The organism is Streptomyces sp. NPDC050145, from assembly GCF_044460245.1.
Lineage (GTDB): Bacteria > Actinomycetota > Actinomycetes > Streptomycetales > Streptomycetaceae > Streptomyces.
The window spans coordinates 25,754-38,378 of record NZ_JBITJS010000022.1 but is presented as its reverse complement, the minus strand read 5'-3'; the positions used below and the strand labels follow the sequence as shown (position 1 = coordinate 38,378).

The 12,625-nt window shown below is 72.3% G+C and carries 12 protein-coding genes; 6 read left to right on the top strand and 6 right to left on the bottom strand.

The window, feature by feature from the left end; all coding sequences use genetic code 11:
* Positions 1-69: 69 nt before the first annotated feature.
* The gene (locus tag ACIBTU_RS33845; protein WP_399130507.1) at positions 70-645 is read right to left on the bottom strand and encodes a TerD family protein; all 576 of its coding nucleotides are present in this window, start codon (positions 643-645) and stop codon (positions 70-72) included.
* Between the two features lie 170 nt (positions 646-815).
* Here ACIBTU_RS33845 and arfB point away from each other — a divergent pair, with 170 nt between their 5' ends.
* Complete coding sequence (arfB, locus tag ACIBTU_RS33840) at positions 816-1,241, top strand: alternative ribosome rescue aminoacyl-tRNA hydrolase ArfB (RefSeq protein WP_399130506.1); 426 nt, start codon at positions 816-818, stop codon at positions 1,239-1,241.
* Positions 1,242-1,456: 215 nt separating this feature from the next.
* On the opposite strand, the gene ACIBTU_RS33835 is transcribed toward arfB, so the two are convergent.
* Positions 1,457-2,050: a flavin reductase family protein gene (locus ACIBTU_RS33835; RefSeq protein ID WP_399130619.1), complete on the bottom strand. Its 594-nt coding sequence runs from the start codon at positions 2,048-2,050 to the stop codon at positions 1,457-1,459.
* A gap of 329 nt (positions 2,051-2,379) precedes the next feature.
* Here ACIBTU_RS33835 and cdgB point away from each other — a divergent pair, with 329 nt between their 5' ends.
* On the top strand, positions 2,380-4,065 hold the full coding sequence (cdgB, locus tag ACIBTU_RS33830; protein ID WP_399130505.1) for a diguanylate cyclase CdgB: 1,686 nt from the start codon (positions 2,380-2,382) through the stop codon (positions 4,063-4,065).
* Between the two features lie 109 nt (positions 4,066-4,174).
* Positions 4,175-5,149 carry a carbohydrate-binding protein gene (locus ACIBTU_RS33825; protein WP_399130504.1) on the top strand — a complete coding sequence of 325 codons (975 nt, stop codon included), beginning with the start codon at positions 4,175-4,177 and terminating at the stop codon, positions 5,147-5,149.
* A 19-nt stretch (positions 5,150-5,168) separates the two neighbouring features.
* On the opposite strand, the gene ACIBTU_RS33820 is transcribed toward ACIBTU_RS33825, so the two are convergent.
* From ACIBTU_RS33820 to ACIBTU_RS33810, 3 genes are all read right to left on the bottom strand, one after another.
* Positions 5,169-6,101, bottom strand: a complete 933-nt coding sequence (locus tag ACIBTU_RS33820) for a 1-phosphofructokinase family hexose kinase (RefSeq protein ID WP_399130503.1) — start codon at positions 6,099-6,101, stop codon at positions 5,169-5,171.
* 138 nt (positions 6,102-6,239) lie between these two features.
* Complete coding sequence (gene nagA, locus ACIBTU_RS33815; RefSeq protein ID WP_399130502.1) at positions 6,240-7,385, bottom strand: N-acetylglucosamine-6-phosphate deacetylase; 1,146 nt, start codon at positions 7,383-7,385, stop codon at positions 6,240-6,242.
* Complete coding sequence (locus ACIBTU_RS33810) at positions 7,385-8,362, bottom strand: ROK family protein (RefSeq protein ID WP_399130501.1); 978 nt, start codon at positions 8,360-8,362, stop codon at positions 7,385-7,387. The genes nagA and ACIBTU_RS33810 overlap by 1 nt, the downstream gene beginning before the upstream one ends.
* A 335-nt stretch (positions 8,363-8,697) precedes the next feature.
* Here ACIBTU_RS33810 and ACIBTU_RS33805 point away from each other — a divergent pair, with 335 nt between their 5' ends.
* The 3 genes from ACIBTU_RS33805 to otsB all read left to right on the top strand — a co-directional run bounded on the left by ACIBTU_RS33805 (position 8,698) and on the right by otsB (position 11,070).
* Entirely contained in the window at positions 8,698-9,927 is a 1,230-nt protein-coding gene (locus ACIBTU_RS33805; protein ID WP_399130618.1) for an ABC transporter substrate-binding protein, read from the top strand.
* 10 nt (positions 9,928-9,937) lie between these two features.
* Positions 9,938-10,174, top strand: a complete 237-nt coding sequence (locus ACIBTU_RS33800; protein WP_399130500.1) for a DUF3263 domain-containing protein — start codon at positions 9,938-9,940, stop codon at positions 10,172-10,174.
* A gap of 65 nt (positions 10,175-10,239) precedes the next feature.
* Positions 10,240-11,070: a trehalose-phosphatase gene (otsB, locus tag ACIBTU_RS33795; protein WP_399130499.1), complete on the top strand. Its 831-nt coding sequence runs from the start codon at positions 10,240-10,242 to the stop codon at positions 11,068-11,070.
* Between the two features lie 131 nt (positions 11,071-11,201).
* Here otsB and ACIBTU_RS33790 read toward each other — a convergent pair whose 3' ends face one another.
* Entirely contained in the window at positions 11,202-12,587 is a 1,386-nt protein-coding gene (locus ACIBTU_RS33790) for a trehalose-6-phosphate synthase (protein WP_399130498.1), read from the bottom strand.
* Positions 12,588-12,625: the final 38 nt, after the last annotated feature.

Sequence of the window (12,625 nt, the reverse complement as noted above, 5' to 3'; positions counted from 1 at the left end):
AGTACGCGTGTGCCGGGGGCCCGGTGATGCTCCGCGCCCGGCGGAGCGAGGTACGTCGGGTCGGACCGGTCAGACGTTGACGCCGAAGTCCTGGGCGATGCCGACGAGGCCCGAGGCGTAGCCCTGGCCGACGGCGCGGAACTTCCACTCCGCCCCGTTGCGGTACAGCTCGCCGAAGACCATGGCGGTCTCGGTGGCCGCGTCCTCCGAGAGGTCGTAGCGCGCGATCTCGGCGCCACCGGCCTGGTTCAGGATGCGGATGTACGCGTTGCGCACCTGGCCGAAGTTCTGCGAGCGGTTCTCGGCGTCGTAGATCGAGACCGGGAACACGATCTTGTCGACGTCGGCGGGCAGCGCCGCCAGGTTCACCGCGATGGCCTCGTCGTCGCCGGCGCCCTCGCCCGTGCGGTTGTCACCCGTGTGGACGATGGACTGGTCCGGCGTCTGCTTGTTGTTGAAGAAGACGAAGTGGCCGTCCGAGTAGACCTTGCCCTGCGGGTTCACGGCGATCGCCGAGGCGTCGAGGTCGAAGTCGGTGCCGGTGGTGGTGCGGACGTCCCAGCCGAGGCCCACGGTGACGGCGGTCAGGCCCGGAGCCTCCTTGGTGAGCGAGACGTTGCCACCCTTGGACAGGCTTACTGCCATTGTGGGAGTCCTTCCCTCGTTAAGTTGCGCGTGTGCGCGTGCGTACGTAGCCGAAGCTACTCGTACCCCTATGAACGCAACCGGGGTACCCGAGGGTTCCAGGTCTCTTTACTTTCTTTACCGGGGAAAACCGGGTGACGGCACCCGTACGCGCACGCGACCATGGACGCATGTCCGGTCCTTATCCCATCCGCGGCTCGGTCGTCCTTCCGGAGGCCGAGCTCGTCTGGCGTTTCTCCAGGTCGTCCGGGCCGGGCGGACAGCATGTGAACACCAGCGACTCGCAGGTGGAGCTGAAGTTCGACCTGGCCGCCACGAAGGCGCTGCCGCCGGTCTGGAAGGAGCGGGCCCTCGAGCGGCTCGCCTCCCGGCTGGTGGACGGGGTCGTCTCCGTCCGGTCCTCCGAGCACCGCTCCCAGTGGCGGAACAGGGAGACGGCCGCGGTTCGGCTGGCCGCGCTGCTCTCCGAGGCCACCGCGCCCCCGCCGAAGCCGCGCCGGCCCACGAAGATTCCGCGCGGCATCAACGAGCGCCGCCTGCGGGAGAAGAAGGCTCGTGCCGAGACCAAGAGAGGCCGCTCCGCTCGGGACTGGTGACCCGTCGGCGTGTGCCGGGTTCGGGTTCGTCGCGGGCCGCGGGCCGGTGGGGCTTCTCGCGCAGTTCCCCGCGCCCCTGATGAGGCTGCGCCTCATCGGGGAGATGCCACCCGAAGGGTGTGCATCTCAGGGGCGCGGGGAACTGCGCGACCAGCCACGACGAAGCCCGCAGCCGCCCGACAAGGGCACCCCGCACACGAGAAGGCGGGACCCGGTCACCCCAGATGGCGGTAGCGGCCCCGGAAATACATGAGCGGGCCGCCCTCGACGCTGGGGAGCGCCGCGCTCAGGACGCGGCCGATGACCAGCGTGTGATCCCCCGCGACCACCCGCCGCTCCGTACGGCACTCGAGCGTCGCCAGCGCCCCGCCCACGAGCGGCGCCCCCGTCCGCTCCCCCTTCACATACGGGATGTCCTCGAAGAGGAGCCGGTCGCTGAGGCGCCCCTTCATGGCGAACCGGCCCGCGATGTGGCTCTGCGACTCCGCGAGGACGGACACCCCCCACAGGGGCTGCTCGTCGAGGAGGTCGTCCATCCGCGAGTCGTTGCGCAGCGAGACGAGGACGAGCGGCGGGTCGAGCGAGACGGACATGAAGGCCGTCGCGGTCATGCCCGCGTACTCGCCGGTCGGGGCCCCCGGATCGTCGGGGTCGAGATCGGGCTCGGTCGCGGTCAGCAGGACGACACCCGCGGCCAGGCGGGACAGGGCGGCGCGGAACTCGTCGTGGCTCACGCCTTCAGGATGCCCGGCGGGGACGGCCGGGACGCGGGGGGCGGGCGGTACGGGTGCGGCAGGGGGAGTCTTCAACACCCGTACGACGCTAATCGCCCGGCACGGCACCCCGCATCGGACCCGGGTCCGAGCCAGGACCTAGGTCTCCCGGCGGAACCGGAGGGCTGCCGCAGCGGAACCGGAGGGCCTCCGGCGGAACCAGATCCTCCGTTCAATCGTCCAACCCACGTCGATCACCTGTGACTTGAGTCACAGGGCGCCCTTTTTGTTGACCCTGTGTACCGGGTGAGCTGCTCGCTGTGATTCAGTGGCGGTCGACACTGCGAAATGAACGTGCTGCTGCACGTGCGAACAGAGCCGATGAGAATTCTGGAGTGCTGTCGAGGTCTCGGGGAGAGCTGAGCATGGAGACCGAGTCGGAGCCCTACGTCCGTCTTGCGACCCTGCGTCAGCTGCACCAGGTGATGGCGGACATGAACACCGCTCGCAGCCTGGCCGACACCCTGCAGACCGTCGCCGACGGTGTCGTCACCGGACTCGGCTACGAGCTGGCCTGTGTGAACCTCGTCCGCGGTGACGGGGACCTGGTCGTCGCCGCCTTCTCCGGCAACCCCACCGCCGAGGCCCTGATCACCGGCCGCGTCGGCTCCCGCACCTCCTGGGACCGCAGGCTCGCGATGGGCGAGGCCTGGGGCGAGCTCCGCTTCATCTCGCACACCGAGGGCTGGATCCTCGACGAGGACGACGTCCCGCAGTGGTTCACCGACGGCCCGCCGCCCCGCTTCGAGGACGAGTGGCACCCCGCGGACCGTCTCTTCGCCCCCATGTTCGCGACGGGCGCCGCCGGCGGCGAGCTGCTCGGCGTCATCTCCGTGGACCGCCCGCGCAACGGCCGGCGGCCCGGCGCCTGGGGCCGCGAGGCCCTCCAGATGTACGCCTTCCAGGCCGCCATCGCGATCAGCAACGCCCGGCTGCGGGCCAACATGCAGCGCGCCCTGGTCCGCCTGGAGCGCGAGCAGCAGGCCCTGCGCGCCAGCGAGGAAAGCTTCCGCCAGGCCTTCGAGTACGCGCCCTCCGGGATGGCCATCGCCGAGATGGGCGGCGACCAGCACGGCCGGATCCTGCGCACGAACGACGCGCTGTGCCGCCTCCTCGGCCGCCCCGCCTCCGCGATGCGCCGCTACTCCTTCTCCGACCTCGTGCACCCCGAGGACATCGGCACCCTGCTGCGCACCTCCGCCGAGGGCGGCCGCGCCGAGCTGCGCCTCGCCCGCCGCGACGGCACCTACCTGTGGGTCTCGCTGCGCAACTCGGTGGTGGCCGACGCCGCCGACGGGCCGCGCTTCCTGCTCACCCACGTCGAGGACATCGAGGAGCGCAAGCGCCGCGAGCTGCACCTCGCCCACCGCGCCTCGCACGACTCGCTGACCGGCCTGCCCAACTCGGCGGAGCTGCGCGCCCGCCTCTCCGCGCGGCTGTGCATCCGCCCGCAGGACGGCCGGCCCAGCGCCGTCGACTCGCTCGACGCGGCGTACGGGGACCAGAGCGCCCACACGGCCGTCGACTCGAACGGGCACGGCTTCGACTTCGGCGCGATCGTCCCGCACACCTCCGGCCTGTACGAGGGCTACGACGGCTTCGACCACCACGTGCACGTCGTGGCCCCCGACGGCGAGGGCGTCGACGACGGCACCAAGGGTCTCGCCGTCCTCTTCTGCGACCTCGACGGCTTCAAGTCGATCAACGACCGCTTCGGGCACAACGCGGGCGACGCCGTTCTCATCGAGGTCGCCCGGCGGCTGACCAGCGGTGTCCGCGACGGCGACACGGTCGCCCGGCTCGGCGGCGACGAGTTCGTGGTGCTCGCCGACGGGCTGTGCCGCGCCGACGCCGAGGACCTCGCGGTCCGCCTGCGCAACGCGATCATTCCCCCGATCCGGGTGGACGGCCGTGCCGTGCGCGTCGGCGCCAGCTTCGGCATCGGCTGGGCCCACTGCGGGATGACGGCCGAGGAAGTGCTCCAGTCCGCGGACCAGCGGATGTACGTGGAGAAAAGATCACGTGCCAAACAGCACAGGCGGGCGGGCTGACCTGGGGTGCCCCGCCTCCACCGGTCCCGGTGAGGCCAAGGCCACTCCTTGGGGTGACCCATACCGGGTACGCTCCCCCGGTAAGCACACGTGTAGGGAGTGATCAGGGATGGCGCCCGGCAACAACGGCGCGAGCACCACGCCCGAGGGCGACGACCCGTTCGGCTATCTGTACGCCGACGGTCAGGCGGCCGGGGCGACCCCGCCGGACGGCGGGGGCGGTGGCTACGGCTACCCGAACTCCCGCACCCCCCGCACCTCGTACAACCAGGTCCGCCCGGTCGGCGAGCGCCAGTACGGGCAGCAGGTCCCGCAGCAGCAGCAGACCGCCGCGTACGGCCAGCAGACCGCCGCGTACGGCCAGCCGAACGCGCACTACCAGGCGCCCGAGACGATGCCCGGTGCCCCGTCGCAGCCCGGCCCGCCCCAGGCGGCCTCGCACGGGCGCGGCTCCGGCGGCCGCGGCTCCGGTGGTCCGAACACGAAGGCGCTGCTGATCGGCGCGGTCGCCGTCGTGGCCGCCGTCGTCATCGGCATCGGCGTGGCCATGCTCGGCAAGGACACCGACGACAAGGGCGGTGACGCGGGCGGCCGGCCGTCGAACGGTCCGGCGCAGTCGGTCGAGCCGAGCCAGGAGCCGTCGAAGCAGCCGGCCAAGCCGGGCCCCCTGCCCAAGACCGACGCCAAGAAGCTGACGCTGGCCGGCGGCACCTCCATCTCCGCCGAGGTGCCGGGTGCGAAGGCCGCGGGCGGCCAGTACGTCGCGGGCTTCAGCCAGCCCGGCGCCGCCCTGACCTGGACGGTCAGCGGCATCCCGAAGGACGGCCAGTACAAGCTGCACGTCGACTACGGCGTCCCGGGCAAGGACTCCGACGCGACGATCGATGTGAACGGGACGAAGCAGACGCGCCCGCTGAACATGACGAATTTCGCCCACGCCAAGGAAGGCGACTGGGCGAAGGGCTGGACGAACACGTGGGCCATCGTCCAGCTCACCAAGGGGACGAACGCGATCACGATCTCCTGCGCCGAGGGCAACCAGTGCAACGCCAACTTCGACCGGCTCTGGCTGACCCGCGGCTAGGGTCTTTCGTTCCCGCAGGTCACCCGGCCTGTTCGGCGCGCTCGCGCACCGCGACCTTCGCGAGCAGGTCCTCGTAGGTCGCGCGGTCGAACTCGCCGGCCACCGGTGCCACCACCGTCGCCGCCGACAGGGCGACGGCGCGGGCCAGCCGTTCCGGCCAGGGCAGCTTCTCCACCCAGGCGCTGAGCAGGCCCGCGACGGCCGAGTCGCCGGCGCCCGTCGGGTTGCCGGACAGGCGGTCGGGGGCCGGGGCGCGCCACTCGCCCTCGGGGGTGAGGGCGACCAGGCCCTTCGCGCCCAGTGAGGCGACGACGCTGTGGGCGCCGCGCCTGCGGGCGTCCTTCATCGCGCCGAGCGGCTCGTGCGAGCCCGTCAGCTCGGCCAGCTCGTCCGCGTTCGGCTTCACGATGTCGGGGCGGGCCGCGATGCCGCGGCGCAGCGGCTCCCCGCTGGTGTCGAGCAGCACGGGCACGGACACGGCGCGCGCGGCCCGTACGAGGGTGGCGTAGGCGCCGACCGGGACGCCCGGCGGGAGGCTTCCGCACAGGGCGACCGCGGACGCGGAGCGCAGCAGCCGCTCGTAGGACTCCTGGAAGGCGGCCCACTCGGCCGGGGTGATCAGCGGTCCCGGCTCGTTGAGCTGCGTCGTGTCGCCGGTCGTGGCGTCGACGACGGCGATCGTGCGGCGGGTCGACCCCGCGACCGGCACCAGTGCGTCCCGCACCCGTTCCGCGCCGCGCAGCCCGTCCCGCACCTGCGCGCCCGTCGGGCCGCCGGCGAAGCCGGTCACGGTGGTCTCGTGGCCGAGCGCGGCGAGCACCCGGGCCACGTTGAGCCCCTTGCCGCCGGGCCGTTCGGTGACCTCCGTGACGCGGTGCGAGGCGTGCGGGCGCAGCGCCTTGACCCGGTACGTGATGTCGAGTGCGGTGTTCAGCGTGACCGTGAGGATCATCGGCCCTCACCCCCCGTCGGATACGCGCACGGGCCGGCCCGGCACCGTGCGTACTTTCGGTAACGGGGGCCGATCATGCCAAAGAGGCGGCCGTTGGCCCAGCCCTCGTGGTGAGGGCCGGTGCAACCAACAACGATGTCAGGCCAGTTCGGGCTCGACCAGCCATGCGCCCTTGCGCATCACGCCCTTGAGATCGAAGGCCTCGTCCAGGACCACGAGGTCGGCGTCCTTGCCGGGCTCCAGGGATCCCACCCGGTCGTACACGCCGAGCAGTTGCGCCGGATTGGCGGAGATCGCGCGGACGACGTCCTCGACCGGGATCCGGTCGATGGTCGCGGCCCGCTTGAACGCGCGGTCCAGGGTCAGCGTCGAGCCTGCGATCGAGTTGCCCTCCACCAGGCGCGCCACGCTGTCCTTCACCTCGACCTCCAGCGGGCCGAGCATGTAGCGCCCGTCGCCGAAGCCCGCCGCGTCCATCGCGTCGGTGATGAACGCGACCTTCTCGCCGCCCTTGTGATGGAACGCCAGCTCCAGGGCGGCCGGGTGCAGATGCGTGCCGTCGTTGATGAGCTCGACGGTGATCCGCTCGTCCTCCAGGAGCGCGGCGATCGGCCCGGGCGCGCGGTGTCCGAGGCCCGGCATCGCGTTGTAGAGGTGGGTGGCGACGGTGGCGCCCGCGTCGATCGCCTCGACCGTCTGCTCGTACGTGGCGTCGGTGTGGCCGATCGCCGCGATCACCCCGTGCTCGGCGAGCAGGCGCACGGAGTCGATGCCGCCGGGCAGCTCGGTGGCGAGCGTGACCATACGGGCCTGGCCGCGCGCGGCGTCGATCAGCTTGCGCACCTCGGCCGGGTCCGGGTCGCGCAGCAGCGTCTCGTCGTGGGCGCCCTTGCGGCACGGGGAGATGAACGGGCCCTCGAAGTGGATGCCCGCGATCTCGCCCTGCTCGGCCAGCTCGGAGAGGATCCCGGCGCGCCGGGTCAGGAAGTCGACCTCGCCGGTCACCAGGGAGGCGACGACGGTCGTGGTGCCGTGCAGGCGGTGCGTGTGCACGCCCTTGAGGACCTCGTCGACGGTGCCGGAGGTGAAGGAGGCGCCGCCGCCGCCGTGGTTGTGCATGTCGACGAAGCCGGGGACCACCCAGTGGCCGGACAGGTCGAGGGTCTCGGCGCCGTCCGGGGTGACCCCGGCGGTCCGTGTGCCGTCGACGACGACGCGTCCGTCGGTGACGGTCCCGGTGGGCAGTACCACCCGGGCACCGGCGAGCACCTTTGCTGTGGCCATCAGGCGGTTACCTCCGTGTTGTCCGTGCTGTCGGCTTCGGCTCTCTCGGGGTGCTCGGTGGTGGCGAGCAGGTCCCAGGCGAGGAGTCCCGCGCCCAGGCATCCGGCGGTGTCCCCGAGGACGGCCGGGACGATCGTGGGGGGCGACTGGAAGGTGACGCGTTCGGCGACCGCGGCCCGCAGGGGTGTGAACAAGGTTTCCCCGGCCTCGGCCAGACCGCCACCGATGATCAGGGTGCGCGGGTCCAGCAGAGTGAGAGCGAGGATCAGTCCGTCGGCGAGGGCGTCCACGGCGTCCTGCCAGACCTTCGCGGCGAGCGGGTTCCCGGCGTCGACGGCCCGGGCGCAGTCCGCGGCGGTGGCCTCCGGGTCGCCGCTCGCCTCCCGCCAGGCCAGGGTGACGGCCGACGCGGAGGCGTAGCGCTCCAGGCAGCCGCGCTGGCCGCAGCCGCAGGGCACTCCGCCCGGCCGCACGACGACATGGCCGATCTCGCCCGCCGAGCCGTGCGCGCCGGGCTCGATCCGGCCGTCGATGCCGATGGCGCCCGCGATGCCGGTGCCGAGCGGCATGAACAGGAAGCGGTCGGCGTCGCGGCCCGCGCCGAGCCGGCCCTCGCCGAGTCCGCCGGTGCGCACGTCGTGGCCGAGAGCGACCGGGATGCCGCCGAGCCGCTCGCTCAGCAGGGTCCGCATGGGCACGTCCCGCCAGCCGAGGTTCGCGGCGAACAGTGCGATGCCGTGCCGCTCGTCGACGACGCCGGGCACCGCGACGCCGGCGGCGACCGCGCTCTCGCCGAAGTGCTCCTCGCCGTACGCGCGCAGTTCGGCGGCGAAGCCGAGGATCGTCTCGACGACCGCGTCCGCGCCGCGCTCGCGCTCCGTAGCCCGGCGCGCCTGGTGCAGGAGCGTGCCGTCCGCCCCGACCAGGGCGGCCTTCATTCCGGTGCCGCCCACGTCCAGGGCGATGACATGTCTCACGGGGGACAGTGTCGCGCGTCCACCCATAAGAGGTCTAGTCCACTAGGGCGACCACTCGGCGGCGGTTCAAGATCGTCCACGAGCGCGATCACGATAAGGGGGCACGGTCCCCGCAACAACCATGAAAGAACCACAACTTGAGGAATCGTGAACTCCGCTTCCGGGCTTACTCTCGTACGGCCGTGTGGCCGACGCCCGAACGCGCGTTTCCGATCGGGCCCGCCTGTGGTGTAGACCTTCTGTCCGAGGGCCGTGGGAGAGACCCGGGGCCGACCGACCAGGGTGGGGGACCGGCAGTGCGCAAGGGGAGGACAGCCCTGACCACGGCGGCCGCACTGGCCGTGGTGGCCACGTCGTCGCTGCTCACGGGGTGCGGAGCCGGAGGTTCCGGTGACGTGACCCTGAGGCTCGTCGCCGCCGACTACGGCGACTCCGAGGACAACACCTCGCAGAAGTACTGGGACGCGCTGACCGACGCGTACGAGAAGGACCACCCCGACGTCACCGTCGACGTGGAGGTCTACTCCTGGGAAGACGTCGACGCCAAGGTCAAGGCGATGGTCGACGCCGGGGACCCGCCCGACATGGCCCAGGTCGGCGCCTACGCCGACTACGCGGCCGCCGGACAGCTCTACCCCGTGTCCCAGCTGCTCTCCGTGCCCGTCCAGGCCGACTTCCTCGGCGAGATGAGCCGGGCCGGCGAGGTCGGCGGCACCCAGTACGGCATGCCGTTCGCCGCCTCCACGCGCCGCCTCTTCTACAACAAGGACCTCTTCGCCCAGGCCGACATCGAGCCCCCGAAGACCTGGTCCCAGCTGGTCTCCGACGCCCGCGCCCTCAAGGCCGAGGGCGTCACCTACCCCTTCGCGCTGCCGCTCGGCGGCGAGGAGGCCCAGGCCGAGACCCTCATCTGGATGCTCTCCAACGGCGGCGGCTACACCGACAACGTCGGCTCGTACTCCCTCGACACCCCGCAGAACGTCCGCGCCCTGGACTGGCTCAAGAACGACCTCGTCGGCGCCGGACTCACCGGCCCCACCGCCCCCGCGCGACTCAACCGCACCCCCGCCTTCAAGGCCTTCGCCAACGGCGAGGTCGGCATGCTCTCCGGGCACCCCACCCTGATGAACATGGCCAAGGCCAAGGGCGTCGACTACGGAGACGTCGCCGTCCCCGGCCCCGACGGCACCCCCAAGAGCCGCATGGGCGTCACCGACTGGATGATGGCCTTCAAGGAAGGCGGCCACGCCAAGGCCGTCGGCGCGTTCCTCGACTACGTCTACAGCGAGAAGAACGTCCTCGACTTCTCCCGCGAGTACACCGTCGCGCCCGTCACCGCCTCCGCCTCCGACGCGATGCGCGACGCCCCGCAGGACAAGGCCCTCAGCCCCTTCATCGACGAGCTCGCCGAGGCCACGTACTACCCGGCGAACAAGACGTCCTGGCCCGTGATCAGCGCCGAGATCAAGAAGCAGATCGGCGCCACCGTAGGCCCGAACGGCAGCCCCGCGTCCGTCCTCGGCCGGATCCAGAACGAGGCGGCGGCCGCCGAATCCGCCGAGTAGCGTGGCGGGCATGGACGACATACTCGTACTCGGGGAGCGGGAGAAGGCGCTGCTCGCGTTCGAGGGGCGGAGCTGGGCGTCGCCGGGGGCCAAGGAGCGGGCCATCCGCGAGGAGCTCGACCTCGCCCCCGTGCGCTACTACCAGCTCCTCAACGCCCTCATCGACGACGAGCGGGCGCTGGCGTACGCCCCGGTGACGGTGAACCGGCTGCGCCGGGTACGGGAGTCGCGGCGCGCGGAGCGGTAGCCGGATGCGGCGGCCGGAAATCGCCGGGGTGCGGTACTCGGGCGTACGGCTCTAAGGTCGCCCCTATGGACGCCCCACGGACTGCCGCCGGCCGTGCAGGCCTGGCCGCGCTTCTCGCCCGCCCCGAGCGGAGCGTGATCGCCCTCGACTTCGACGGAACCCTCGCCCCGATCGTCCCCGACCCCGAGCAGGCCCGCGCCCACCCCGACGCCGTCCCCGCGCTCGCCGCCCTCGCGCCCCTCGTCGCCTCCGTCGCCGTCATCACCGGACGCCCCGCCGGCGTCGCCGTCCGCCACGGCGGCTTCGCCGGAGTGCCCGGGCTCGAACACCTCGTCGTCCTCGGCCACTACGGCGCCGAGCGCTGGGACGCCGTCACCGGCACCGTGCACGCGCCCGCGCCGCATCCCGGAGTCGCCGGGGTGCGCTCCGAACTGCCCGGGGTACTCGAATCGGCCGGCCTGTGGCACGACACGTACGTCGAGGAGAAGGGCCGCGCCGTCGCCGTCCACACGCGCCGCGCCCCCGACCCCCAGGCCGCCTTCGACGCCCTCCGCGCCCCGCTCGCCGCCCTCGCCGCCCGCCACGGCCTCGTCGTCGAACCCGGCCGCCTCGTCCTAGAACTCCGTCCGCCGGGTGTCGACAAGGGGGTCGCGCTCACGGAGTACGTGCGCGAGGTGGGCGCCGAATCGGTCCTCTACGCCGGCGACGACCTCGGCGACCTCCCCGCGTACGCCGCCGTCGAAAAACTCCGCGCCGACGGCACCCCGGGCCTCCTCGTCTGCAGCGCCAGCGAAGAAGTCCCCGACCTGGCCGACCGAGCCGACCTGACGGTCCCCGGCCCACCCGGAGTGGCCGCCCTCCTGAAATCCCTGGCCAGGGAACTGGGCGCCCTTTAGGGGGGGCAGCCCGGGCCCCTGGGGGCGCACGAAGTGTGCCCTTCAGGGGCGCGGGGAACTGCGCGAGAAGCCCCACCGGCCGGTCCCCGGCGACGATCGCCAGCCCCCTACGGCGAGAGCCCGCCCCGCGCTCAGCGGGAGCGCAGCGCATCCAATTGGTCCAGGAACCACCGGGCGGGCGGCAACGCAGAACCCGCCGCCACCAACCGCTCGCCCCGCTCGACCCGCTCCGCGTCCGGCATGTCCAGCGCCGCCCCCAACGCGACAGCGGTCCCGCTCACATCGAACGGGTTCACCCCGATCGCGGCGTCCCCGAGCTCCTCGTACGCCCCCGCCTCCCGCGACAGCACGAGCACACACCCGCCCCCGTCGGAGACGATCGGCACCTCCTTCGCGACCAGGTTCATCCCGTCCCGGATCGGGTTCACGAGGGCGACGTCCGCCAGCCGGTACGCCGCCAGGGAGCGCGCGAAGTCGTCCTTCACATGGAGCACGACCGGCGTCCAGCCCTCCGTACCGAAACGGGAGTTGATCGACGCCGCGACCCACGAGACCTCCGCCGTGTACTCCTGGTACACCTCCAGGTCCTGCCGCGACGGATACGCGAACGCGAGATGCACGACCCGCTCCCGCCACTCCGGCCGCGTCTCAAGGAGCAGCTCGAAGGCCCGCAGCCCCCGCACGATGTTCTTGGACAGTTCCGTGCGGTCCACCCGCACCACGACCTTGCGCCCCGCGCCGACCTGCTCCCGCAGCGCCGCGAGCCGCTCCTCGACGTCCGCCCGGTGCGCCCGCTCCCGCAGGAACTCCGCGTCGGCCCCGAGCCCGTGCACCCCGATCTCCGTACCGCCGGGCCCGCCCACGATCCGCGTACAGCACTCCGTGAACGCGTCCGCCCAGCGCCGGGTCAGAAAGCCCAGCCGGTCCGCGCCGAGCATCCCGCGCAGGAGCTGCTCCGCGATGTCGTCCGGCAGCATCCGGAACCAGTCGACGGGCGCCCACGGCGTGTGCGAGAAGTGCCCGATGCGCAGGTCGCCGCGGAGTTCGCGGAGCATCCCGGGCACCAGGGCCAGGTGGTAGTCCTGGACCACGACGGTCGCCCCCGGCGCCGCCCCGTCCGCGAGGGCCTGTGCGAACGCCCGGTTGTACTCCTCGTACGCCGCCCACTGCCGCCGGAACTCCGGTCCGAACGACGGCTCCAACGGGGTCTGGTACAGCATGTGGTGCACGAACCACAGCACCGAGTTCGCGATCCCGTTGTACGCCGCCGCGTGCACCTCCGGGTCGATGTCCAGCATCCGCACACCCGGCTCGGTGATCCCGCGCCGCACCGCCTCCCGGTCCCCGTCGCCGAGCGCCGCGCACACCCACAGCTTGTCGTCGACGGAGCTGAGCGCGGACACGAGCCCGCCCCCGCCCCGCCGGGCCGTGACCGTGCCGTCGTCCCCGACGGCGTACGAGACCGGGCCCCGGTTGGACGCGACAAGAACCTCAGCAGCACCAGGAGTGGAAGCCATACGGGCACGCTAGCCCGCCCCGGAAAGCCTCAAACGTA

Bases quoted from the DNA above. Each gene is read 5' to 3' on its own strand.
- ACIBTU_RS33825 (WP_399130504.1), top strand. From the start codon at position 4,175: ATGGCGCCCGGCAACAACGGCGCGAGCACCACGCCCGAGGGCGACGAC.
- otsB (WP_399130499.1), top strand. From the start codon at position 10,240: ATGGACGCCCCACGGACTGCCGCCGGCCGTGCAGGCCTGGCCGCGCTT.
- ACIBTU_RS33845 (WP_399130507.1), bottom strand. From the start codon at position 645: ATGGCAGTAAGCCTGTCCAAGGGTGGCAACGTCTCGCTCACCAAGGAG.
- ACIBTU_RS33800 (WP_399130500.1), top strand. From the start codon at position 9,938: ATGGACGACATACTCGTACTCGGGGAGCGGGAGAAGGCGCTGCTCGCG.
- cdgB (WP_399130505.1), top strand. From the start codon at position 2,380: ATGGAGACCGAGTCGGAGCCCTACGTCCGTCTTGCGACCCTGCGTCAG.
- arfB (WP_399130506.1), top strand. From the start codon at position 816: ATGTCCGGTCCTTATCCCATCCGCGGCTCGGTCGTCCTTCCGGAGGCC.
- nagA (WP_399130502.1), bottom strand. From the start codon at position 7,385: ATGGCCACAGCAAAGGTGCTCGCCGGTGCCCGGGTGGTACTGCCCACC.
- ACIBTU_RS33820 (WP_399130503.1), bottom strand. From the start codon at position 6,101: ATGATCCTCACGGTCACGCTGAACACCGCACTCGACATCACGTACCGG.
- ACIBTU_RS33790 (WP_399130498.1), bottom strand. From the start codon at position 12,587: ATGGCTTCCACTCCTGGTGCTGCTGAGGTTCTTGTCGCGTCCAACCGG.